13 protein-coding genes are annotated in these 22,377 nt (G+C 75.1%); 8 read left to right on the top strand and 5 right to left on the bottom strand.

Annotation, left to right across the window (positions count from 1 at the left end; genetic code table 11):
• Positions 1-181: 181 nt before the first annotated feature.
• Positions 182-961: a response regulator transcription factor gene (locus SMD11_RS29760; RefSeq protein ID WP_087929387.1), complete on the bottom strand. Its 780-nt coding sequence runs from the start codon at positions 959-961 to the stop codon at positions 182-184.
• A gap of 456 nt (positions 962-1,417) precedes the next feature.
• On the opposite strand from SMD11_RS29760, the gene SMD11_RS29755 reads away from it, so the two are divergent.
• Together SMD11_RS29755 and SMD11_RS29750 are read left to right on the top strand one after the other, a co-directional pair.
• Entirely contained in the window at positions 1,418-2,104 is a 687-nt protein-coding gene (locus SMD11_RS29755; RefSeq protein WP_087929386.1) for a ScbR family autoregulator-binding transcription factor, read from the top strand.
• Positions 2,105-2,614: 510 nt separating this feature from the next.
• Positions 2,615-3,859 (top strand): ATP-binding protein, encoded by a 1,245-nt coding sequence (locus SMD11_RS29750; protein WP_159395381.1) that lies wholly within the window; start codon positions 2,615-2,617, stop codon positions 3,857-3,859.
• A gap of 194 nt (positions 3,860-4,053) precedes the next feature.
• Here the strand turns inward: SMD11_RS29750 and SMD11_RS29745 are convergent, their stop codons facing one another.
• The gene (locus tag SMD11_RS29745; protein ID WP_087929384.1) at positions 4,054-4,743 is read right to left on the bottom strand and encodes a ScbR family autoregulator-binding transcription factor; all 690 of its coding nucleotides are present in this window, start codon (positions 4,741-4,743) and stop codon (positions 4,054-4,056) included.
• Positions 4,744-4,920: 177 nt separating this feature from the next.
• Between SMD11_RS29745 and SMD11_RS29740 the strand changes: the two genes are divergently transcribed.
• The 4 genes from SMD11_RS29740 (at position 4,921) to SMD11_RS29730 (ending at position 10,035) form a co-directional block, all read left to right on the top strand.
• Positions 4,921-5,934 (top strand): ScbA/BarX family gamma-butyrolactone biosynthesis protein, encoded by a 1,014-nt coding sequence (locus tag SMD11_RS29740; RefSeq protein ID WP_087929383.1) that lies wholly within the window; start codon positions 4,921-4,923, stop codon positions 5,932-5,934.
• A gap of 155 nt (positions 5,935-6,089) precedes the next feature.
• Positions 6,090-8,147, top strand: coding sequence for a sensor histidine kinase (locus SMD11_RS29735; RefSeq protein ID WP_087929382.1), 2,058 nt, complete (start codon positions 6,090-6,092; stop codon positions 8,145-8,147).
• 102 nt (positions 8,148-8,249) lie between these two features.
• Positions 8,250-8,402 carry a hypothetical protein gene (locus SMD11_RS35575; RefSeq protein WP_159395380.1) on the top strand — a complete coding sequence of 51 codons (153 nt, stop codon included), beginning with the start codon at positions 8,250-8,252 and terminating at the stop codon, positions 8,400-8,402.
• A gap of 211 nt (positions 8,403-8,613) precedes the next feature.
• A complete protein-coding gene (locus tag SMD11_RS29730; protein WP_087929381.1) occupies positions 8,614-10,035 on the top strand; it encodes a Gfo/Idh/MocA family protein in 1,422 nt (473 codons plus the stop codon).
• A gap of 144 nt (positions 10,036-10,179) precedes the next feature.
• On the opposite strand, the gene SMD11_RS29725 is transcribed toward SMD11_RS29730, so the two are convergent.
• Positions 10,180-10,974: an SDR family NAD(P)-dependent oxidoreductase gene (locus SMD11_RS29725; protein WP_087929380.1), complete on the bottom strand. Its 795-nt coding sequence runs from the start codon at positions 10,972-10,974 to the stop codon at positions 10,180-10,182.
• 310 nt (positions 10,975-11,284) lie between these two features.
• Here SMD11_RS29725 and SMD11_RS29720 point away from each other — a divergent pair, with 310 nt between their 5' ends.
• Together SMD11_RS29720 and SMD11_RS29715 are read left to right on the top strand one after the other, a co-directional pair.
• Positions 11,285-11,818: a hypothetical protein gene (locus SMD11_RS29720; protein ID WP_087929379.1), complete on the top strand. Its 534-nt coding sequence runs from the start codon at positions 11,285-11,287 to the stop codon at positions 11,816-11,818.
• Entirely contained in the window at positions 11,803-12,951 is a 1,149-nt protein-coding gene (locus SMD11_RS29715; protein ID WP_087929378.1) for an MAB_1171c family putative transporter, read from the top strand. The genes SMD11_RS29720 and SMD11_RS29715 overlap by 16 nt, the downstream gene beginning before the upstream one ends.
• Positions 12,952-12,978: 27 nt before the next feature.
• On the opposite strand, the gene SMD11_RS29710 is transcribed toward SMD11_RS29715, so the two are convergent.
• Both SMD11_RS29710 and SMD11_RS29705 read right to left on the bottom strand, forming a co-directional pair.
• Entirely contained in the window at positions 12,979-14,496 is a 1,518-nt protein-coding gene (locus tag SMD11_RS29710) for an MFS transporter (RefSeq protein WP_087930805.1), read from the bottom strand.
• Positions 14,497-14,501: 5 nt separating this feature from the next.
• The gene (locus tag SMD11_RS29705) at positions 14,502-22,331 is read right to left on the bottom strand and encodes a type I polyketide synthase (protein WP_087929377.1); all 7,830 of its coding nucleotides are present in this window, start codon (positions 22,329-22,331) and stop codon (positions 14,502-14,504) included.
• Between the last annotated feature and the right edge of the window lie 46 nt (positions 22,332-22,377).

The following is a 22,377-nucleotide window of genomic DNA, read 5'->3' as shown; positions in this document are numbered from 1 at the left end:
ATTTCCTGCCGGTCACCGGCGGACGGCGGTCGCGGTCGTGGAATTCGTGGCTGTACGAAGAGCTTCTTCAGCGCGAAACGAAACGTCAAGGTATCCCCCATCAGACCTTGGTGAAACTTCGTCAGAATCGCGTCAACGCGCGATTTCCGATTGCGGCGGCCGGGCCGCCGTGAGCGTTCTGTCAGGCGTGCCCGAAGCGGAATCCGACACCGCGGACGGTGATGATCCAGCTGGCGGAGCCGAGCTTTCCGCGCAGGCTGCTGACGTGGGTGTCGATGGTGCGGCCGGGCCGCGACCAGGAGTCGTCCCAGACCTGGGTCATGAGCTGCTTGCGCGAGACGACCTTCTCGGGCCGGGACGCGAGGAGGTGGAGCAGGTCGAACTCCTTGCGGGTCACCTCGACGGGCCGCCCGTCCAGGCGGATCTCGCGGGTGCCGGCGTCGATCGTCAGCGGGCCGCTGGTGATGACCTGGGCGGCCGGGGCCTCCGGGCGGACCCGGCGCATGACCGCCTCGATCCGGGCCATCAGTTCGCGGAAGCCGTAGGGCTTGACGACGTAGTCGTCGGCGCCGGCCTGGAGGCCGAGGACCCGGTCGAGCTCGCTGGCGCGGGCCGTGACGGCGATCAGCGGGATGTCGCTGGCGACCCGGATCGCGCGGCAGACCTCCAGCCCGTCCAGGTCGGGCAGTTCCAGGTCGAGGAGGACCAGGTCCGCGCCGCGGTAGGCCTGGAGGGCCTTGCTGCCGGTGCCGACCGTGTCGGTCTCGTAGCCGTGGCGGCGGAGCCCCTGGGTGAGGGACTCGGCGGCCCGGACGTCGCTCTCGATGACCAGCACCCGGAGCGCTTCCCCCGGGCGGGGCTGAGGGAGGGGCGCGGGCGCGGCCGGGGACGCCGTCCGCGGCCTGGGGACTCTTGATGCGCGTATGTGGGGGTCGAGAAGGCTGGTGGCTTGCTGGTTCATCCGCTGCTCCTGCACGTCCGCGCGGCGGTGGGCCGCGAGTCGACCGTTCAACCTGAGATTACAAACCGGCTTGTCGGTTTGTCAAAGCTTTGAGCTTCTGCGCCCTCCGGACACACAAGAGGTATTTCAGACACTCTCCCCGGCGCCCGCACCGGGGGGTCACAAGCCCCCAACGGCCCGGCCGTGACGCTCGCTCGACCACGTTGTCGCACGTCACGGAGGCGTCGCCGCGGGGGGCGCCGAACATCCGAAGCGGGCACGGTACGCGACACGCGACCCACACACAGTCGTTTTCGTCGGTCCGCACAACTAGAAATAAAACCAGTTAGTTGGTTTCATGTCTCCCATGATGTTGTGCCACCCCTCACACCTCCCCCCACGCCGGACGCGTGGGTCACGGGCCGCCGCCTCCGCGCGGCCTGCCATCGTTGTCATGAGCTGCCGCAGGAGCCCCCGGTGACCAAACAGGAAAGGGCCATCAACACCCGGCACGCGCTGATCCGCTCCGCGGCCCAGGCGTTCGACCAGCACGGGTACACCCGGGCGAAGCTGTCGGGCATCAGCGCGGGAGCGGGGGTCAGTTCGGGCGCGCTGCACTTCCACTTCGACACCAAGGCGGCCATGGCCGCGGCCGTCGAGGCGGAGGCCGCCCGCACCCTGCACGCGGTCGCCCGCACCGTGCACCGCCGGAGCACGGGCGCCCTGCAAGCCCTGATCGACGCCTCCCACCTCTTCGCCCAGCAACTGCGCTGGGACATCGTGGTGCGGGCGGGCTTCCGCCTCAACGGCCGCACCCCGCAGGCACCCGACGCCGATCTGCGGGGGCAGTGGGCGGCCTGCGTGCGCCGGGCCCTGCAACAGGCCGCGGACGAAGGCGCGCTCCTGCCGGGAGCGGCCCAGGAGGACATGACCGCCACGATCGTGGGAGCCACCACGGGCTTCGAGGCGCTCGCCCGGCACGACCGCGCCTGGCTCTCCCGGCCCACCGTCACCGGGCTGTGGCAGGCGCTGCTGCCCTCCCTGGCCACGCCCGAGGCGCTCACCCGCCTCCAGCCGGCCGGGACGGAGGCGGTCACCGAGGCAGCCGGGGACGGGGGCGCGCCGGAGTCCGGCGCGCGCCTGGCACTGCCCACGACCACCTGATCCGCCGGTCCTTCCTCTTTCCGGGGGTGGCGTGCGCGCAGGCGCGTACGAGAGGAAGGGCCGCCACGGACCGTCCCGCCCGTGACGCCCCGAGGGGCGCGGGCGACACCGCACACGAGAAGCGCACAACGGCCCCAGGGCCACGGGAAGTCGGACCCGTGACCCTGGGGCCCCGTCGCGTCCGGCGCGTGGCGGAGGCTGGCTGATTCCCGCGTCCACCGGCCCACCCGGCCGGATTCCTCGCGGTGGCACACCCAAGCAAAACCGACGCACCGGTTTCCGTCAATGCCCAAAATCGGGCACTCGACGCCCATTAGCACATCTCCGTACGTCACGGGGACGTCGGCCACCCTTGACAAACAGGCTGGCCGGTTTGTTAACGTCCGAGGCGTCGGACAGCGTCGCACCGAGCACCGCCCGGTGCGGCGAAACCTTCCGGCAGGCGTGCGCTCGCGCCCTAGAAGACCCGGCTCCCGTAGCCGGGTCCGGGCACATTCACGAGGGGGAATCGTGGACACCTTTATCCGCCCCACAAGTCAGTCGGGGGCCGGACTGCTGGAAGCCATGGTGGGGGAAGGCTTCATGGCGGCGCTACGGGACGGACTCAGCAGGTCCCTGCCCGTCACCCAGCACCCCGCGCACCCGGCACGGCACATGGGCGGCGCGGCGCGGGTTCCCGCCCAGCGGCGCCCGGCGGCCGTACCGGCGAAGGCCGGGAACACCAAGGACCCGGAGTGCGTGGACACCGAGGCCGTCCTGCGCCGCTTCACGGTCGCCCTGCCGACGGCCCTGGCCGGCTCGCCGGCCACCCGGCCCGGTCTGCGGACCGCGCTCCTGGACTGGGCGCGCCTCACCCTGGCGGGCTCACGCCCGCCGGCCACCTGGCGGTCCGGGGGGACCGGGCGGGAGGACGCCGGGGAAGAGGGCCCGACGGCCGAGGAGGCCTGGGCCGTGCTGCTGGAGTGCGCCCTGCGCGAGGCCCGTGAGGGCGCCCACGGCGACAGCGCGCTCGCGGCGCGCCGCGCCTCCTGGGTGATACGCGTCCTGGGCGCGGCGGACGGCACCGGAGCCGCCCACCCGTACCCCGCGGCGGAGGCCGAACAGCTCTGGCGCGAACGGCGCCGTCTCGCCCGCGAGTTGCACGACCAGCTCGCGGCGCCCCTCTCCCGGGCCCTGCGCCACCTCGAACCGCGCGCCGCGGGCGAGCCGGCCGTGGCCGGGGACGCGCCGGACGGTGCCGCGGACGAGGGGAGCCGGCGGGACCTGGCACAGGCGCGCCGGCTGGTGCGCGAGGCCCTGGGACACAGCCGCACCCTCGCGGGTGACCTGCGGGAGCGGACCACGCTGCCGCCGCTGGCCGAGGCCCTGCGGGAGTTCGCCGCCGAGAACGCGCCCGCGCACACCGAGGTGACGGTCACCAGCACGGGGGACGAGGGCCTGGTCTCGGACGCCTCGCGCCGGGAGCTCTTCCTGGCCCTGCGCGAATGCCTGGCCAACAGCCTCGCGCACGCCGGTCCCGGCCGGATCGAGGTCACCACCCGGGTCACCCGCCGCTGGGCGCACGCCCGCGTCGAGGACCACGGCACGGGGTTCGACCTCACGGCCACCGACGACCGGCGGGGTCAGGGGCTGCGCTCGATGACCGAGCGGATCGAGGACATCGGCGGCCGGCTGACCCTGGAGACCGCGCCGGGCGAGGGCACGCGCGTCAACATCCACGTACCGCTGGCCGTCCGCCCGCAGCCCCACCCCTGACGGGGGCTCCGGGCGGCGCGCCGCCCGGGGAACGCGCGGGGCACGGGGTGGGCCGGGGCGGAGCAGCAGGGGGGCAGATGACACGCGGGACGGAAGACAGCGCGGAACACCGACGGGACCGGCGGCGCGGAACGCGACACCGGGCCTCCGGAGACACACACGGCGGGAACGACGGCCGCCGGGGGCGGAACCGCCTACTTCTTGTTCCCCGCCGCCCTTTCGGCCGGTTCCTCGGCCGCCTCGTCGGCGCGCTGGGCCTGGTAGGCCTCCCAGACCCGGGCGCCCCGGTCCGGGGCGGTGTCCAGGCCGCGCAGCGCGCCGGGCACGGCGATCGCCGGCAGGAAGTAGTCGTAGAGGCCGGCGATCTTCGACTCCAGGCTCTCGCCGTCCTCCAGCGCGGTGGAGACGATCTCGATGCCCGTCCACGCGCCCACGAACAGCTTCGCGCCCTGCCGGACGTCGACGTGCGGCAGCAGCTCCCCCTGGTCCTTGGCCCCGGCGAGCTGGCCCGCGATGAAGTCGATCCAGCCCTCCCACGAAGTGCCGAACAGGTCCCGGGCCTTGCGGTCCGCCGACAGCCTGATCGACGCGCTCAGCAGCGGCTCCCCGGGCAGTCGGTGGGCCAGCACCATCCCGACGTCCACCCACTCCTGGAGCCTGGACTCCTGCGGCAGCACGCCCTCCGTGGTCAGCGCCTCGTCCAGCACTCCACGGGCCAGCTCCTCCTTGGACGCGAAGTGGAAGTACAGCGCGCCCTTGGTCACGCCGGCCCGCGCGAGGATCTCGGCGATCGTCGCCGACTCGTACCCGAACTCGTCGAAGACGGCACCGGCCGCTTCCAGAATCATGCGGCGGGTCTGGATCGCCCGTGCCTGTTTCGCCACCGGGACACCTCCTGTGTCGCTGTCACTGGGCACACCGCCCCGGCCACCAGCGCGGGCGGGCCGCCGTTCGTCTCTCCATCAACCGATTGAAAACCAAACCGGATAGTACGTATCTTATCACCGGTCGGCACGACGACCGGTGGCCCAGGTACCGCTTGTCTCGAAGGGGATAACTCCGTGTCCTACGCACTCCTCAGCCCCAACCCCGGCCTGACCCACCGCACCGGCGCCCCCGAGGCCCCCGGCACCACCGGCACCCACGTCTCCGGCACCCCTCGCGTCCCGGACCGCGTCCTCGCCCCCGTGCACCTCGGGGTCGCCAAGGAACTGGTCCACCTCAGCTACGACGACGCCGTCCTGTGCACCAGCCGGCAGCGCCTCGGCGCCCACCGCTTCGCCGTCACCGCCGCCTGGCCCGCGGGGACCAGCGTCCCCCGTCCCGGCCACGGCACACGTCACGACACCCGCGTCGTCGCCCAGACCATACGCCAGGCGGCGCTGCTCATCGCCCACGCCGAATACGGCGCGCCGCTCGCCCACGCCGTGCTGCTCCGCACCTTCGACTTCGCTGTCGACCCCGCCTGGCCGGGGTCCCCGGACCGGCCCACGGCGCTGGACATCGAGGTGACCGCCGAGGAGACCGGCCACCGCGCCGGCCGCCCGACCGGCGTCCACCTCCGGATGACCGTCAGCAGCGCCGGCCGCGCCGTCGGCACCGCCGACACCGCCTTCGACTGGATCCCCCCCGCGGTCTACCGCCGGCTGCGCGGCGATCACGCCAGTGCCGTGGACGTCCAGCCACCGCTCCCGGCGCCCGTACCGGTGGACCCCGCGGCTCTCGGCCGCACCGGCCCGCACCAGATCACCCTCGGCCCCACGGACCGGCCGGACCGCTGGGTGCTGCGCACCGACTTCTCGGACACCGTCCTCTACGACCACCCGGTCGACCACGTCCCCGGGCTCGCCCTCATCGAGGCCGCCCAGCAGGCGGCCGCCCTCGTCACCGCCCCGCACACCTTTCTGCCCGCCGACACCCGGACCACGTTCGACCGCTACGTGGAGTTCGACCGGCCCTGCCACCTCACCGCCCGCACGACCGGGACCCCCGGCACCCTCACGGTCGAGGTCACCGGCCACCAGGACGGCGAGCGCGTCTTCCAAACGACCGTCACCGGCCCGTTCCACCCCTGACGGCGGCGGCCCACCGGCCGCGTCCCGCGCGCGGCCGGGGCTCCCGGCGGGGAACCGGGCGGATCCGGGGCACGGACGAGACCGCTGCCCCATGCGCCCGGGACCTGCGCGACGGACCCTGGAAAGGACGCCGTCCACCGTGAGGAGGGGCCGCCATGACCGGACGCGACCGGACACCCCGGGTCGGCCCCGACATGCTGCCGGCCTACGGCGTGTGCGCGCTCACCCTGCTCAGCGGCCTGCTGTGGGTCGCGATGACGCTGACCCACCTCGACGCCCCCGGGCTCGCGGACGTCAAGGTCCACTTCGTGGTCGGCAATCTCCTGCTGGGCCTCGGTCTGGCCCTGTCCGGCACCTTCCTCCTCGCCCGCGGCCCGGGGCGGGCGCTGGGGTGGCTGCTGCTCTCGGGCGGCTGCGCCTCGGCCGTCACCGAGGCCGTGTGGGTGGTCATCGGCGTCACCCGCCCCGGGCCACCGGCCGGCACCGCCGCCGCGCTGGTCGCGGTGGTCTGCGACGCCCTGTCCGTGTTCGTGATCTACGCGCTGCCGCTGTGGCTCCCGGACGAGCGGCTGCCCCGGCCCGGGGGCAAGGCGCTGGCGGCCGCACTGGCCCTGGTCTCCCTGATCCAGCGGTACGACTTCGCGGCCGTGGAGTCCTCCCGGTTCGGGGCGGTGAACCCGCTGCGCCGCGGCGTCTGGGCCGGCCTGGAGTCCTGGCTGCTCTCCTGGGCCGGCTGGCTGCTCGAATGGGGCCCGGTCCTCATCGCCCTTCCCCTGGCGGTGATGGCGGTGCGCTGGTACCGCTCCCCCGGGCCGCACCCGGGCTACCTGCTCCTCGTCCTGCCCTACCTGCTGTGGCTGACGATGGTCTACGCCGGCGGCTACGACCTGCTGCCCGAGCGGCTGTGGCACCTCGTCTACATCGTCGGCGGCGCCGTGTGGCCGGTGGCCCTGGGGTATGTGCACACCCGGAACCGGTCCTGGTACCTGGACCGGGCCGCGCGCCGGGTGCTGACCGCCTTCCTCCTCACCTGCGGCCTCGTCGTCGTCTACGCCGCGGGCGCGCTCGTGCTGTCCCACTTCACCCTCGGCCCGCTCGCCCCCGGCTCCCTCCTCGTGGGCTCCCTGCTCCTGCTGCTCGGCACCTCGCTGCGGCCCCTCGCCCGCCGGGCGGCACGCCTGGTCGACCACTGGTACTACGGGGAGCGCGCCCAGCCCTACCAGGCCGTACAGGAGCTGGCGGAGCGACTGGGCCGGGCCGTGGAGCCCGAGGACGCCCCCCGCCTGCTGTGCACGACCGTCACCGAGACCGTGGGCCTCCCCGGCGCCCGGCTGCTCGTCCGCACCCGGGACGGCGCCCGGCAACTCGCCGGCCTCGGCTGCTCGCACCCCGACGACGAGCTCTTCCCGCTCGTGTACCGGGGAGAGGCCGTCGGCCACCTGTACGCGTCGCCCCGCTCCGGCGAACTGGCCCTCGACAACCAGGACCGGGAGGCCCTGCGGATCCTCGCCGACCACGCCGCCCCCGCCATCGCCTCGCTGCGCCTGTACCAGGACCTCCGGTCCAGCCGTGAGCGGGTGGTCCTCGCCCGGGAGGAGGAGCGCCGCAGGCTGCGCCACGACCTCCACGACGGCCTCGGCCCCGCCCTGTCCGGGCTGCGCCTCCAGGTCGACGCGGTCCGCGCGGCCGTACCGCCGGGCGCGCCCGCCGCGCGGCCCCTGCGGACCGTCTCCGAGGGCATCGGCCAGGCCATCACGGAGCTGCGGCACATCACCGACGGGCTCGCCCCCGCCGCCCTCGCCGGGGGCGATCTCACCCAGGCCCTCCAGCACCTCGCGTCGCTGCTCGGCACCCGGGACCTGCGCATCGCCGTCGACCTCAGCCCCTGCCCGCTGCCGCCGCTGCCCGCGGCCATGGAGGTCGCCGTCTACCGCATCACCGCCGAGGCGCTGAACAACGCCGTCCGCCACTCCCACGCGGGTCACGCCCGCGCGCGCGTGGCGGTGACGTCCGACGAGGTCACGGTGAGCGTCACCGACGACGGCGGCGGCTTCCCCGCCCATGAGCACGGGCCGGGGCTCGGGCTCCGGTCCATGGCCGACCGCTCCGAGGAGCTCGGCGGCCGGTTCGCCCTCACCAGCACCACCGACGGCACCACCGTCGAGGCGTCCTTCCCCACCTGCTCGCCGCCGCCCGCGCCGCCGCGCCGCTGATCCCGGGGAAACGGGAGGCGGAGGGGACCGGGGACCCATGCGCCCGGGACACGGGCGGCGGGAGGCTTGGGGCCATGGACCACGAACGGAAGGAGCCCCCAGATGTCCCGCATACGTGAGCGTCTGACCGCGACGGCCGCGAGCGCCAAGGCCGTGGCCGCCTCGGCCAGGGCGGCGCTCCGGCGCGACCGCGCCGAGGCCCGCAGGTGCCCCCCGAAGTGCGTGCTGCCACCGCCCTCACGGGACCGCCGGTAGGCCGCCCTCCGAACCGGACGTCCGCGCCCCCTCCTCCAGGGGCGCGGACGTTCCCGTGTCCGCACGCCCGCACGCGCGGCACCCGGGGTTTCGCGTCCGCCCGAACCCGGAAGTCTTCTCCCTGCCTCTTGCGTTCCGTGTGCCCCACCCGTAAAGGTCCTTGCCGAGGTTCACGCACGCGTAGCTCACCATCAGCTCCCTTGGAGGATTGATGCACGAGTCAGCTCCGCAGGACCAGCGTGAGGATTCCGGGATCAGCCGCCGCTCCGTACTGAGGACGGCGGGGGTCGCCGGAGCCGGGCTGGGGCTGGGGCTCGGCGGGCCGGCGGCGGCGAGCGCCGCGACCGGTGGCGCGGCACGGCCGGAGGAGGCGGCCGCCTGGCCGGCGCGGCAGGGCAGGACCATGATCGGTGTGCCGTTCGAGCGGCGGGACACGCTCCGGGTCGGGATCGTCGGCCTGGGCAACCGGGGCGACTACATGACCGAGCTCTTCCTCTCCCTCCCCGGCGTCCGGATCGTCGCGCTGTGCGACACGGTCCGGGAGAAGGCGGCGAAGAACGCCGCCAAGGTCAAGGCCGCGGGACAGCCCGCGCCCGCGCTCTACACCAACGGCGAGGACGACTACGAGCAGTTGTGCGGGCGCGGCGACGTGGACCTCGTCTATGTCGCGACGCCCTGGGAGTGGCACTTCCCGATGGCCGAGGCGGCGCTGACGAACGGCAAGCACGTCGGCGTCGAGTGCCCGGTCGCCATGGAACTGGACCAGCTGTGGCGGCTGGTGGACCTCTCCGAGCGCCACCGGCGGCACTGCGTCCAGCTGGAGAACTGCTGTTACGGCAAGAACGAGATGCGGGTGCTGCGCATGGCCCACGAGGGCCTGTTCGGGGACCTGCTGCACGCGGCGGGGGCCTACATCCACGACCTGCGCGGCCTGATGTTCTCCCCCACCTACTACACGGGCCCGTGGCGGCGGCTCTGGCACACCCGGCTCAAGGGGGACCTCTACCCCAACCACGGCTTCGGCCCGGCCGCCAACTACCTGGACGTCAACCGCGGTGACCGCGCCGTACGGATCACCACCTTCGGCTCCCCCTCCCTCGGGCTGGCCGCGTACCGCGCGGAGCACATGCCGGCGGGCGACCCGAGCTGGAAGGAGACGTACGTCGAGAGCGACATGTCGATCAGTCTGGTCCAGACGGCGAAGGGCCGGGTGATCCGGCTGGAGCACGCGGTGTCCAACCCCCACCCCTACAGCAGGGTGAACATCCTGGGCGGCACGAAGGGCGTCTTCGAGGACTATCCGGCCCGGATCTATCTGGAGCCGGACATGTCGAACGACGAGTGGGGCGACTTCCAGAAGTACGCGAAGTGGGACCACTGGCTGTGGAAGGAGCACGCGAACCCGCCCGGCGGGCACGGCGGGATGGACTACATCATGCTGTTCCGGCTGGTGCAGTGCATGCGGCTGGGCCTGGTGCCCGACTTCGACGTGTACGACGCGGCCACCTGGACCGCGCCGGTCCCGCTGAGCACCGCCTCCATCAAGGCGAAGGGGGTGCCGCAGGAGATCCCGGACTTCACCCGCGGGCTGTGGCGGAAGGCGCGGCCGGGGATGGACTCGGTGCGGCCGTAAGGGATCCCGGCAAGGGCCGCCGGGCGCCGTTCCCCAGAAGCGGAATGATTCGCTCCAGGGGAACGGCGATTCCCGGCACGGCCGATCGGCTCAGGCGGTGCCGGATCCCGGCCGGACCGGCGACGGGCCTCTGCGAACGCGGGCTCAGACGGTCGTGTACCCGCCGTCCACCGGCAGCGTCACCCCCGTCACGAAGGACGACCGGTCACTGCACAGCCACGCCGCGGCCTCCGCTATCTCCTCCGGCTCGGCCGTACGCCCCTGCGGCGTCGCCCGGTGCAGCTCCTTCTCCAGGTGCGGGTTCCGCTCGAACCACCCCTCGATGATCTCGCTGCGCGTCGTCCCCGGCGCCACGGCGTTGACCCGGACGCCCTTCGACGCGTACTCGGCGGCGGCGGCCTTGGTCAGGCCCAGCACGGCGTGCTTCGACGCCACGTAGGGCGCGGCGGCCGGGATCGCCTGGAAGCCCCCGACGCTGCTGTTGTTGACGATGGATCCCCCGCCGTTCTCCAGCATGGCGGCGAGTTCGTACCGCATCAGGTTCCATACGCCGCGCACGTTCGTGTCCATGATCGCGTCATAGGCGGAGTCCTCCATCAGGTGCAGCGGCGACTGGTCCCAGCCGATGCCCGCGTTGTTGAAGGCGGCGTCCAGGCGGCCGAAACGGTCCACCGCGAAGTCGACCGCGCGCCGGGCGTCGTCACCGCGCGACACGTCCGTCACCACGTACTCCGCCTCGCCGCCTGCCTCGCGCAGCTCGGTGACGAGCGCGGCCAGCCGCTCCTCCCGGCGCGCGGCCAGGACCACACGGGCGCCCTCCCGCGCGAAGACCCTCGCCGACGCGGCGCCGATGCCGCTCGACGCCCCCGACACCAGCACCGTCCTCCCCGCGAGCAGACCCGCGCCCGAACCCGTCCCCGCACCCACGCCCGCGCCCATGCCGGCACCCACACGTGACATAGAAAACCCTCCCAATCACAGACAGAACACGAATCCTCGCACCCACTCGCCCACCACCGTCACCAACCCCTCATAGGGGGTGATAGGCCTTCAGGAGCGGTGGTCGCGCGGGGTGTCGGGCACCCTAGCCGGACCAGGCGGAACGATCTACGATCACATCCGGCTCAGGACTGTGTACGAGGGGGCACGCGATGCTGCCGGTCGACGTATCCGGGGTGGTCCGATGACCGCGCGCGGCTTCCTTGTGAGGTGCCCGCCGGTATCCGCGCCCCGTGCGGGGACGACCGAGATGCGCTGGCGGAACCTGCGCCGCCGGTGCCGGAAGGTCATCGGCTCGATCCCCGTGCCGGATCCTTTCTCCGCCCCCGCCCTCTGCGCCCGCCTCGCGGAGCGCCGCGACCGGCCGTTACGGCTGCTCGCGCTGCCCACGCCGACCGTCCCCGGTACTCCGTCGGGGCTGCTGCTGTCGGTGGAGCGGGAGGACTTCATCCTCTACGACGCGCGGACCAGCCCCCTGCATCAGGAGCACATCATCGTCCACGAAATCGGACATCTGGTCTGCGGCCACCGCTCGGTGGCCGAGGACGTCCAGCTGGAGCGGCACCTCGACCTCGCCGACCCCCGGTCGGTCCGGACCGTCCTGCCCCGCATCCGCTACGGCGACGAACAGGAGCGGGAGGCCGAGATGATCGCGACCCTGATCCTGGAGGCCGCCGGGCGGGTGCCGGGGCCGACGCCGCTGTCGGGGATGCTCGGCGGCCTGGAGTCCGCTATGGGACTGCGGCAGGCCCGGACGGCGGGGAGACCATGTTCACGTGGCTAGAGGACGTGGGGATCGCCGCGCTGTGGACGGCGGCCGTCGTCCGCGCGCCCCAGGGGATACGCCACCGCGAGCAACGGCCGCTGTGGTTCGCGGTGGTGATGATCGCGCTCGCGATGTCGCTGCACCTGGAACCGGTCACCGCCGCCCTGGGACGGATCGTGCCGGGACCGCACTGGGTCGACCTGACCAAGCACCTGTTCAGCATCGTCGACGCCGCGGCGGTGCTGTGGTTCATCTTCGGGGCGGCGGGCCGGCGGCGGCACGGGGGCGTGGTCTTCGGCGCGGCCGCGGCGGTGATGGTGGCCCTCGTCCTGCTGGACCTCGGCGCGCCCGCCCACTCCCGCAACCGGATCGCCCCGTCGCCCGACGTCCCCGGCGTGCCGGACACCTACTGGTGGGTCTTCTTCGCCTTCCACCTCGCCGCCGACACGACCTGCGGGTTCGTGTGCTGGAGCTACGGCAGGACGGGGACACCGCGGCTGCTGCGCTACGGACTGCGGCTGTTCGGGACGGGCATACTCCTGGCGTCGCTGCTCTGGGTGCTCAAGCTCTTCTATCTGCACACCCGTTCCTCGGTGTTCGCCCCGCTGTTCTCCCCGGTGACGGGCGTGGAGGCGGCGTTCATGGCGGTCGGCGTCGCCCTGCCGGCGGCGGCGCGCCTGCGGGCCCACCTCGCCGACCGCAGGTCGTACCACGGCCTGGACCCGCTCTGGCAGGACCTGACGGCGGCGACGCCCGACGTCGTCCTCCGGCCGGGCCACCGGCTGGGCGCGGTGGCCGTGCCGCTGCAACTGCTGCTGTACCGGCGGGTGATCGAGATCCGGGACGCGATGATCGTGCTCCGCAACTACGTCCCGCCCGCCACGCTCGGCGTCGTACGCCGCCACGTCCGCGACCGGGCGGTGCCCGAGCCGCTCGTCGAGGCGCATGTGACGGCCTGCTGGCTGATGGCCGCGATCCACGCCCGGCGCTCGGGCGAGGAACCCCGGGCCCAGACGGCGGACCTGGCGGGCGCCGGGGCGGACGACCTGGCGGAGGAGATCAACGGACTGCTGCGGGTGGCGGCGGCGTACCGCTCACCGACGGCACGGGCGTACCGGGATTCGCTGGTGGAGCGGCGGGCCGTGTCGTAGCCGCCCCGGCGAGGCGGTGGCCGTCCCTCAGTCCGCGCCGTCCGCGACGGCCGGCGCCCCCGCCGGGAGCCAGTACCAGGCCGCCGTGGTCGCGACCAGGGTGACCACCGCGGCGGTCACCGCCGTCGTCGCCACGGCTGCCACGAACGCCTCGCGGGCGACGGCCGGCAGGCCTCCTCCCCCTCGCGCGGACGCCGCCGCGACGGGCAACGGCACCGCGCCGCCGGCCCCCTCCCCCAGCCGCGACGTGTAGACCGTGGACAGCACCGACCCCTGCACCGCGACGCCCAGCGCCGCGCCCAGCTGACGCGTGGCGTCGTTGACGGCCGAGCCGAGGCCGGCCCGCTCGCGGGGGACCGCGCCCATGACCGCCTCGGTGGCCGCGCAGGCGACCAGGCCCGCGCCGAGGCCCGCCACGATCTCGAAGACGACGACCCGGCCGTAGCCCGATCCGGCGCGGGTGCCGGCCTGGACGGCGAAAGCACACGTGACGAGGGTGAGGCCGAGGACCACGGGGAGGCGTTCGCCGAACCGGGCGAGGAGCGGCAGCGCGGCGCCCGCTCCCACGGCCAGGGCGGCGGGCAGGGGCAGCACGCGCACCCCCGCCTGCCAGGGCGAGCAGCCCTGCACCCCTTGCAGATAGAGGGTCAGGACGAACAGCGCGCCGAACAGGGCCAGGGACATCAGGGCCAGGCACGCCGCGCCCGTGCTCACCCGGGCGTCCCGCAGCAGGGACAGCGGGAGCATGGGGTGCCGGCTCCGCCGCTCCCACCCGACGAAGCAGGTCAGCAGGACGGCCGCGGCGCCGTAACCGGTCAGGACCACCGGGTCGGTCCACCCCCGGGAGGGGCTCTCGATGACCGACCAGATGAGGGCGAGGAACCCGGCCGCGGACAGGACGAGTCCGGCGGCGTCCGTGCGCGCCGCGCCGGGGGCCGTACGGGATTCGGGGACGAGGACGGGCGCGAGGGCGATGATGACGGCCGTCAGCGGAACATTGACCCAGAAGCCGGCGCGCCAGGAGAACTCCTCGACCAGGAAGCCCCCGACGACCGGGCCGGTCAGGCCGCCGACGGCGCCGGCCGCGGCCCAGGCGGCGATGGCCCGGCGCCGGGACGCGGCGGCGGGGTGGAGGTTGCTGATGAGCGAGAGCGTCGCGGGCATCAGCAGGGCGGCGCCGAGGCCCATGCCGCAGCGGGCGGCGACGAGTTGGCCGGCGCTCCCGGCGAGGGCGCCGAGGGCGGAGACGGCTCCGCAGACGGCGAGGCCGGCGACGAAGGACCGCCGCCGGCCGATCCGGTCGGTCACGCCCCCGGCCGCGAGGACGGCCGCGCCGAGGGTGAGGGCGTAGCCGTCGACGATCCACTGGATCTGGGCGAGGTCGGCGCCCAGGTCGCGCTGGAGGGCGGGGACGGCGACGTTGAGCACGGTCACGTCCATGCCGAGGACGAAGAATCCCAGGCAGAGGACGGCGGTGGCCGCGCGTGGCCACCGGTGTCCGCCGCCGGGCGGGGCGTCGCGGGGCGCCGGGCGCTCTGGGTCCATGGAGGTCACGGACCGCCGGTGCGCGCGTCGAGCAGGGTCAGGACGCGGCCGGCGAGATCGTCGATGCTGTCGGCGTTGACGACGTCCATGGCGGGGACCTCGCAGCCGAGTTCGCGCTGGAGGGCGACGACCAGCTCGGTGGCCATGAGGGAGTCGAGGCCGAGCGCGTCCAGCCGCCTGTCCCGGTCGACCTTCTCGGGGGCGCGGTGGGTGACGCGGGCGACGAGCCGGACGAGGAGGCCGGCGAGCTCGGCGCGGCCGGGGGGCGGTCCGCCTTCGGCGCGGGACGGGTGGGCGCCGGGGCCCAGGTCGGCGGCGTCCTCGGGTGGCAGCACGGCGGCGAACCGGGGCGCCCGGAGCGTGGGCAGCAGCGTCGCCATGCGGGCGAAGTCGAAGTGCCCCACCTGTACGACCGCCGCATCGCCGGTACCGCCGGCGCCGGGGCGCGTCATGAGCTCTTCGAGTGCCGTGAGGACGTGGTCGGTGCGCATCGGGGCGAGGCCCATGCGCTCCAGGGCCTGGCCGATCTCCTCCCCGGCCCCGGATCCGACCTCGCCGAGCAGCCCCCACCCGACCGCCAGACCCGGCAGACCGGCCGCCCGGCGGGCCCGGACGAGCGCTTCCATGGAGAGGTTGGCGGCGGCGTACGCGGCCTGGGCGCGATGGCCCACGGAGGCGGAGATGGAGGAGTGCGTGACGAAGAAGTCGAGCTCGGTGCCCCGGGTGAGGGCGTCCAGGACGGCGGCGCCGCGGAGCTTCGGTGCGAGGACCGCCTCGATGTCCTCGTCGCTCGCCTCCACGAGCAGCGCGTCCGCCAGGGCCATGGCGGAATGGAGGACTCCGCGCAGGGGCCTGCCGGTTCCGGCGATCGCGTCGAGGACGGCGCTCAGCTCCCCGGGCTCGGCCGCGTCGGCCGCGTGGGCGGTGGCCGTGACGCCCTTGCGGGCCAAGGCGGCGATCAGCTCCGGGGCGCCCGGGGTTGCGGGGCCGCGGCGCGACACGAGGGCCAGATGGCGGGCACCCCGGTCGGCGAGGAGGTGCGCGGTGCTCGCGCCGAGGCCGGTGAGGCCCCCGGTGATCAGGTAGGTGGCGGCGGGATCGCAGACGAGGCGGGCGGGGGGCGGGGTCAGGCGCGGGGCGGTCTCGAAGCCGACGACCACCTTGCCGACGTGGTGGGAGCGGCGCAGCAGGGCGAAGGCGTCCCCGACCCGGTCGGTGGGGAGGACCTGGTGCGGCAGCGGACGGTAGACGCCTTGGTGGACGCGGCGGGTGAGCTCCGCGAAGTGCGTGGCCGACAGCTTCGGCTGACGGGTGTGCATCCGGTGGGCGTCGACGGCGTGGAAGGAGAGGTTGTCGCGGAACGCCCGCAGCGGGATCCGGCCGCCCGTGTGGATGTCCCGCTTGCCCAGTTCGACGAAGCGGCCGCCGGGCCGCAGCACGTCGAGGCCGCGCGTGAGGGCCTCGCCCGCGAGGGAGTTGAGGACGACGTCGACACCGGCACCCCCGGTCAGCTCCATGATCCGGTCCGCGAAGGCGAGCGTGCGGGAGTCCAGGACGTGGTCGGCGCCCAGCAGGGCCAGCAGATCGCGCTTGGCGGGGCCGCCGGCGGTGGCGACGACCCGGGCGCCGACGTGGCGCGCGTACTGGAGGGCCGCGAGGCCCACCCCGCCGGCGGCGCCGTGGACGAGGACGGTCTCCCCTTCGGCGAGCCGGGCCAGGTGTTCCAGGGCGTGCTGGACGGTGAAGAAGGCGACGGGCAGGGTCGCGGCCTCGGCGAAGTCCAGATGGGCGGGGATCCGGCCGGTGGCCGGCTCGGGGACGACGACGTGCGAGGCCAGCGCCCCGGGCGCGTAGGCGAAGACCCGCTCCCCCACGGTGCGGGACGTGCCCTCGCCGACGGCGGTGACGACGCCCGCGCACTCCAGGCCGAGGCTGTGCTCCCCGGGGACGGGGCTCTCCGCGCCGGGCGGCAGCGAGCCGGCGGCCAGCATGACGTCGCGGTAGTTGAGACCGGCCGCTCGCACCTCGACGGTCACCTGCCCGGGTCCGGGGGCGGGCGGGGCGGCGGGCACCCAGTCCAGGGTGAACCCGCTTCCCGGGCGGCGCAGGCGCAGCCGGTAGGGGCGGTCACCGGCCGGGGCGGTGACGGCGGGGAGCTCCCGCAGCCGGGGGACGAACCGCCCGGCGGACGTGAGGACGGTCTCGTCGTCCTCCGTCGGGGCGAGCAGTTCGCGGACCAGCCTGCGGGCATCGTGCGCGGGCGTCGGGCCCGGCTCGTAGGAGAGCCGTCGGACGGTGAGCCGGGGCTGCTCGTTGGCGAGCGTACGGGCCACGGCCCAGGGGACGGCGCCGTGCGGCCTCAGGGGCGCGCCGGGCTCCGGTGCCGGCAGGGCGCCCGAGGGATGGGTGAGCAGCCACAGCTCGGGGGCGGAGCCCCGGGGCAGCCCCGCGCAGGCCTGTGCGAGGGCGCGCAGCACGGCGGTGCGGGTGACGGCCCGCGTCAGGGCGGCCCGGCCGTCACCGGGGTCGTCGCCCCGGCCGTGAACGGGGCCGGGGGCGGGGTCGGGGTCGTCCTCGGTCGCCAGCAGGACGACGGCGGGCCGGTCCTCGTCGGAGCGGAGCCGGGACGTCCACACGGCGGGGTCGGTGGTGGCGCCCACGACGGTGACGGGGCTGCCGGCGGCGGCCGCGCGCAGGGCATCCGCCAGGGTACGGGCGAACGGGTCGGCCGGGCCGGGGTGTTCGGTGACGAGGATCCAGGACGTGGCGTGGCCCGGGGCGACGCGCTCGGCCGGTGCGCCGGGCGCGGACCGCCCGTCGAGGGCGGCCGGGGCGCCCGGGGCGTCGAGGCCTTCCGGGGTGTCCCGCGTTTGGGGGACGGCCGGGGTATCCAGGACGTCAGGGGCGCCCAAGGCTTCCGGGGCTTCCTGCTTTTCGGGGACGGCCGGGGTCTCCAGGGCATCCGGAACGGCCGGAGCGGTCAGATCCTTCAGGGCGACCGGAACTGCCGGCACCTCCCGCGCGGCCCGGCCGTCCGGAACAGCCGTTCCCGCCCCTCGTACGGCCGTGTCCGCGCCCGGTCCCCGCCGGGCCAGGAGGACGGAGTAGTCGCCGCCCGCCTGGTCCGCGCCGAGCTGTGCCGTCTCGTCGAAGCCGTGGGCGGTGAGCAGCTCCGGCCACCGGTCGTGTCCCAGGAGCGGTGAGTCCGGGCGCAGATCGAGGTCGCCGTCGTTCCAGAAGCTCCGCAGCAGGCCGAAGTACGGCATGAGCCGGTCGGGGTTGTGCGTCTCGACGGCCAGGAGCTGACCGCCGTCGTCGAGCAGGCCCGCGACCCGGGTGAGGGTCGCGCGGAGGTCCGTGGTGGCGTGCAGGACGTTTCCGGCGACGACGAGGTCGAACGCCCGGGCGGTGAAGCCCTGCCGCTGGAGGTCCCTGTCGAGGTCGAGGGTGCGGTAGGCGAGGTGGTCGTGGCCGGTGAAGCGGTGCCGGGCGCGCGGGAAGAACGCCTCGGAGACGTCGGTGAAGGTGTAGTGGGCGCGGTCGGCCGGCAGGACGTCGAGAAGGGCCGCGGTCAGGGCCCCGGTGCCGCCGCCGGCCTCCAGGACGCGTAAGGGGCGGCCGGCCGGCCAGTGCCGCACGGTCTCGCGGACGAGGGCGACGGCCAGGGCGTTGCAGTAGCGGGTGACGCCGGTGACGGAGAACAGGTTCTCCACCCAGTGGCGTTCGGCGTCGGCGAAGAGCAGGGCCATGGGGTCGGTCCGGCCGAGGAGCACCTCGGCCAGCCGGGTGCCGCACCGGCTGTGCAGGACCGTCTCCGTGGCGTAGCCCGGCGCGGCGCGGAACAAGTGGGACAGGACCTGGGCGGGGTCGGCGGGCCCGGTCGGTGCCCATGCCCCGTCGGCGGTGCGGCGGGCGAGGCCCGCGCGCTCGGCCTGGCCGAGGAGTGCGCGCAGCAGGCGCCGGTGGCCGGGGAGGGCTCCGGCGGCGACCAGGCTGTCGGGGGTGTACGCGGCGGCGTCCGGGGCGAGGGTGTGGGCGGCCCGGAGGGTGAAGTGGGCGCTCAGCTCCTCGCTGAGCCGGGCCGCGTGCGCGTACCGCCCGGCGTCCCAGGCGGGCAGGGGTGCCCGGACGGCCGCGCGGGCGAGCTCGCGGGGAGCGGGCAGGCGGGGTGCGGGCAGGCGGGGTGCGGGGAGGAGGTCCGGGCCGGGGTCCCGGGGTGCGGCGCGCAGGGTCATGGCGAGGCGCGCCGGAGCCGCCCGGCCGGTGTCGAAGCGGCGCAGGCGGCAGCCGTCGGCCTCGGCTACGACCCGGCCCCGGTCGTCGAGGAGGCGGACGTCCCAGCGGACTTCGTGCCGGGTGGCCTCGCGCTCCCGTACGTGCGCCCAGCCTTCGGCAGGGGCCTCGTCCCATACGCGCAGGGCCTCGATCGCCACGGGCAGGTACGGCGTGCCGGCGGCGCTGTCACCGGCACGGGCGAGCAGCGGGAGTCCGGCCTGGAGGAGGCCGTCGAGGACGGCGGGGTGGAGGAGGTGGCCCCCGGTGCCGTCCCCGGGCCCGGTGCGGCCTGTTTCGTCCGTGTCCGACGTGGCGGGCCGCCCCGCCGGAGCGGGCAGGGCGTAGCGGGCCAGGACCTCGCCGTCCCCGGTGTGCAGGTGGGTGAGGACGGTGAAGGCGGGCCCGTAGGCGAGGCCGGCGCGGGCCGCCGCCGCGTAGCAGTCGGGGCCCGCCCAGGTCTCCGTGAGGCGGGCGCGCAGGGCTTGGACGTCCTCGGCGCCGGGGCGTTCGCGCAGCAGGCGGCGCACGGCCCCGCGGGCGTGCGGGCGCCAGGGTCCGGTGCCGTCGCGGCTGGAGAGGCGTACGGTGCCGTCGGCCGGGTCGAGGGCGGTCTGGAGGCGGACGTCCATGGCGGGGTCGTCGAAGGGCAGGACGAGCGCGCGCTCGACGGCCAGGTCCTCCAGTTGGACGGGGGCGTTGTGGTGGAGGGCCCCCGCGGCGAGGGCCGTCTCGGCGAAGGCCGCGGCGGGCAGGACGACGGCTCCGCCGACGACGTGGTCGGCGAGCCAGCCGTGCCGGGACGGGTCGAGGCGGAGCTGCCACAAGGGGTCGGTGTGGCCTGTGCGTTCGCCGAGGAGCGGGTGGTGGTGCAGGCCGTCGCCGCAGCCGCGCCGGAACCACCGCGGGGAGCCGTGCCAGTGGCGTTCGCGCTGCCACGGGTAGGCGGGCAGGTCCCGCACCCGGCCCGGGACCGGGAGAAGGGGGCCGGTGTCCGTACGGGCGCCCGCCGTCAGCAGTGCGGCGACGGTCTGTTCGAGGGCGCCGGGGCCGTCCGCGTCCCGGGCGAGGGTGGGCACCACGGCGGCGGGCGCGTCCGGGCGCGCGGTGGCGAGGGTGCGGCGCAGGTAGGAGGCGAGGACGGGGTGGGGGCCGATCTCGACGAAGGCGTCACAGCCCGCTTCCGCCAGCGCCAGGACGGCGTCCGGCAGCAGCACGGGCCGCCGGACGTTGCGCCACCAGTAGTCCGCCGTCAGCTCCTCCCCCTTGTGGAGGGTGCCGGTGACGGTGGACGCGAAGGGCAGCCGGCCGGGCTCGGGGCACAGGCCGGCGAGGGCGGCGCGCAGGTCGTCCTCCACGGGGTCCATGCGGGAGGTGTGGAAGGCGTGGTCGAGCTCCAGCACCCGGAAGAAGGTCCCGCGCCCGGCCAGGGTGTGGGCGAGGTCGTCGAGGGCGTCCTCGTCCCCGGCGATCGTGACGTCCGCCGGGCTGTTGACGGCGGCCAGCTCCAGCAGTCCCTCGTAACGGACCAGTTCGTCACGCGCCCGGTCGGGGGCGAGCCCCACGGCCGCCATCCGGCCCGAGCCGGCCGTACGGGCCTGGGCGCTGCTGCGGTGGGCGACGACCCGCGCCGCGGCGGCGAGGCCGAGGGCGCCGCAGGCGTGGGCGGCGGCGATCTCGCCGACGCTGTGGCCCGCCACCGCCTCCGGGTGTACGCCGAGTGCGGCGAGGGCGGCGGTCAGGGCCGTCTGGACGGTGAACAGCAGGGGCTGGGCGACCTGGGTGAGCGCCTGGCGCGCCGGGTCGGGCGTCCCGGCGGCCAGTTCGTCGCGCACGGACCAGCCGAGCAGGGGCGTCAGGGCGGCGTCGGCCTCCTCGACGGCTTCCCGGAAGGCGGGTGAGGAGGCGAGCAGGCGGCGTCCCATGCCGGTCCACTGGGCGCCGTTGCCGCTGTAGACGAACGCGATGTCGCCGCGGGCGAGGGCGGGGGCGGGCGGGGTGCCGGCGCGGGCGCGGAGCCGGGCGGCGGCGGTGGGCGCGTCGGGGGCCAGGACGGCGAGGCGGTAGGGGTGGGTGCCACGGCGGGTGAGGGTGGTGTGGGCGGTGTCGTAGAAGTCCCACGCATCCCCGGGGCCGGTCCCGTTCGGGGGGTCGAGCCGGTCGGCCAGGGCCGTGGCCGCCCGGGTGAGGGCGGCGGGGGTGCGGGCGGACACGAGGACCGGGCGCGGCCCGGCCGGCGGGGCGGGCCGTGCGGCGGGCTGGGGAGCGGGCGCGAGGACGGCGTGGGCGTTGGCGCCGCCGAAGCCGAAGGAGTTGACGCCGGCCAGTCCGCCGGAGGCCGTGGCCAGGGGGGTGGCGGCGAGTACCGGGGTCAGCCGGAGGCGGGTGAAGTCGATGGCGGGGCTGGCCGGGTGGCCGTGGAGGGACGCGGGGACGACCCGGTGGCGCAGGACGAGGAGGGCCTTGAGGAGGCCGGCGAGGCCGGAGGCGGACTCCAGGTGGCCGAGGTTGGTCTTGACCGAGCCGATCGGCAGCGGCTGCCCGGGGGACCGCCGCCCCGCCAGCGCCGCGGAGACGGCCTCGCACTCCAGCGGATCGCCCACGGGCGTCCCGGTGCCGTGGGCCTCCATGTAGAGCAGCTCGCGGGGGTCGAGACCGGCCCGGTCGTAGACCTGGCGCAGCAGCGCGGCCTGGGCCCGGGCGCTGGGCTGGGCGAGGCCGGGGGTGCGGCCGTCGCTGTTGGTGCCGGTGGCGGTGATCACGGCGTGGACGCGGTCGCCGTCGGCGAGGGCACGGGCGAGCGGTCTGAGGACGAGGACGACGCCGCCCTCGGCCCGCACGAAGCCGTCGGCGGCCGCGGAGAAGGCGCGGCAGCGGCCGGTGGGCGAGAGCATGGACGCCTTGGCGAAGCCGATGAACTCATGGGGTCCGACGAGGATGTTGACGCCGGCGGCGAGCGCCGCCTCGCCGCCCGCTTCCAGGTGGGCGCACGCCTGGTGGAGGGCGACCAGGCTGGAGGAGCAGGCGGTGTCCACGGCCACGCCGGGGCCGCGCAGGTCGAGGGCGTGGGCCAGCCGGCCCGCGGTGTTGCCGCTCGCGATGCCGGTCATGGTGTGCCGGTTGACGGTCTCCAGCCGGCTGAACTGGAGGTTCCCGTAGGAGTTGTTGGACACCCCGACGAATACGCCCGTGTCGGTGCCGGCCAGGGCGGCGGGGTCGAGGCCGGCGTCGTCGACGGCCTCCACCGCCAGCTCCAGCAGCAGCCGCTGCTGCGGGTCCATGCGGGCGGCTTCGCGCGGGGAGAGGGAGAAGTACTCGGCGTCGAAGGCGGCGATGTCGTCGAGCACACCGGCCGCCGTGGTGTAGGTCCGGCCGGGCCGGCGCGGGTCGGCGTCGGTGAAGGCGTCGGGGTCGAAGCGCTCCGCGGGCATGCGCGTGACCAGGTCCCGGCCCTGGAGGAGCGCGGACCACAGGGCGTCCAGGCTGTCGAGGCCGCCGGGGAGGCGGCAGCCGATGCCCGTGATCGCGATCTCGCGTCTGCTCCCGACCGCCGAACGGCCCATGCACGCCCCCCGCGTTGTCACCGACTGACACGAGAAGCCTTCCCTG

Origin of the sequence: Streptomyces albireticuli (genome assembly GCF_002192455.1) — a bacterium.
In the GTDB taxonomy this organism is placed as follows: Bacteria; Actinomycetota; Actinomycetes; order Streptomycetales; family Streptomycetaceae; genus Streptomyces; species Streptomyces albireticuli_B.
Note: the sequence above shows the minus strand (reverse complement) of the source record. Positions and strands in the feature narration are given on the sequence as shown.

Bases quoted from the DNA above. Each gene is read 5' to 3' on its own strand.
- SMD11_RS29760 (WP_087929387.1), bottom strand. From the start codon at position 961: ATGAACCAGCAAGCCACCAGCCTTCTCGACCCCCACATACGCGCATCA.
- SMD11_RS29735 (WP_087929382.1), top strand. From the start codon at position 6,090: ATGACCGGACGCGACCGGACACCCCGGGTCGGCCCCGACATGCTGCCG.
- SMD11_RS35575 (WP_159395380.1), top strand. From the start codon at position 8,250: ATGTCCCGCATACGTGAGCGTCTGACCGCGACGGCCGCGAGCGCCAAG.
- SMD11_RS29730 (WP_087929381.1), top strand. From the start codon at position 8,614: ATGCACGAGTCAGCTCCGCAGGACCAGCGTGAGGATTCCGGGATCAGC.
- SMD11_RS29725 (WP_087929380.1), bottom strand. From the start codon at position 10,974: ATGGGCGCGGGCGTGGGTGCGGGGACGGGTTCGGGCGCGGGTCTGCTC.
- SMD11_RS29720 (WP_087929379.1), top strand. From the start codon at position 11,285: ATGCGCTGGCGGAACCTGCGCCGCCGGTGCCGGAAGGTCATCGGCTCG.
- SMD11_RS29715 (WP_087929378.1), top strand. From the start codon at position 11,803: ATGTTCACGTGGCTAGAGGACGTGGGGATCGCCGCGCTGTGGACGGCG.
- SMD11_RS29710 (WP_087930805.1), bottom strand. From the start codon at position 14,496: ATGGACCCAGAGCGCCCGGCGCCCCGCGACGCCCCGCCCGGCGGCGGA.
- SMD11_RS29705 (WP_087929377.1), bottom strand. From the start codon at position 22,331: ATGGGCCGTTCGGCGGTCGGGAGCAGACGCGAGATCGCGATCACGGGC.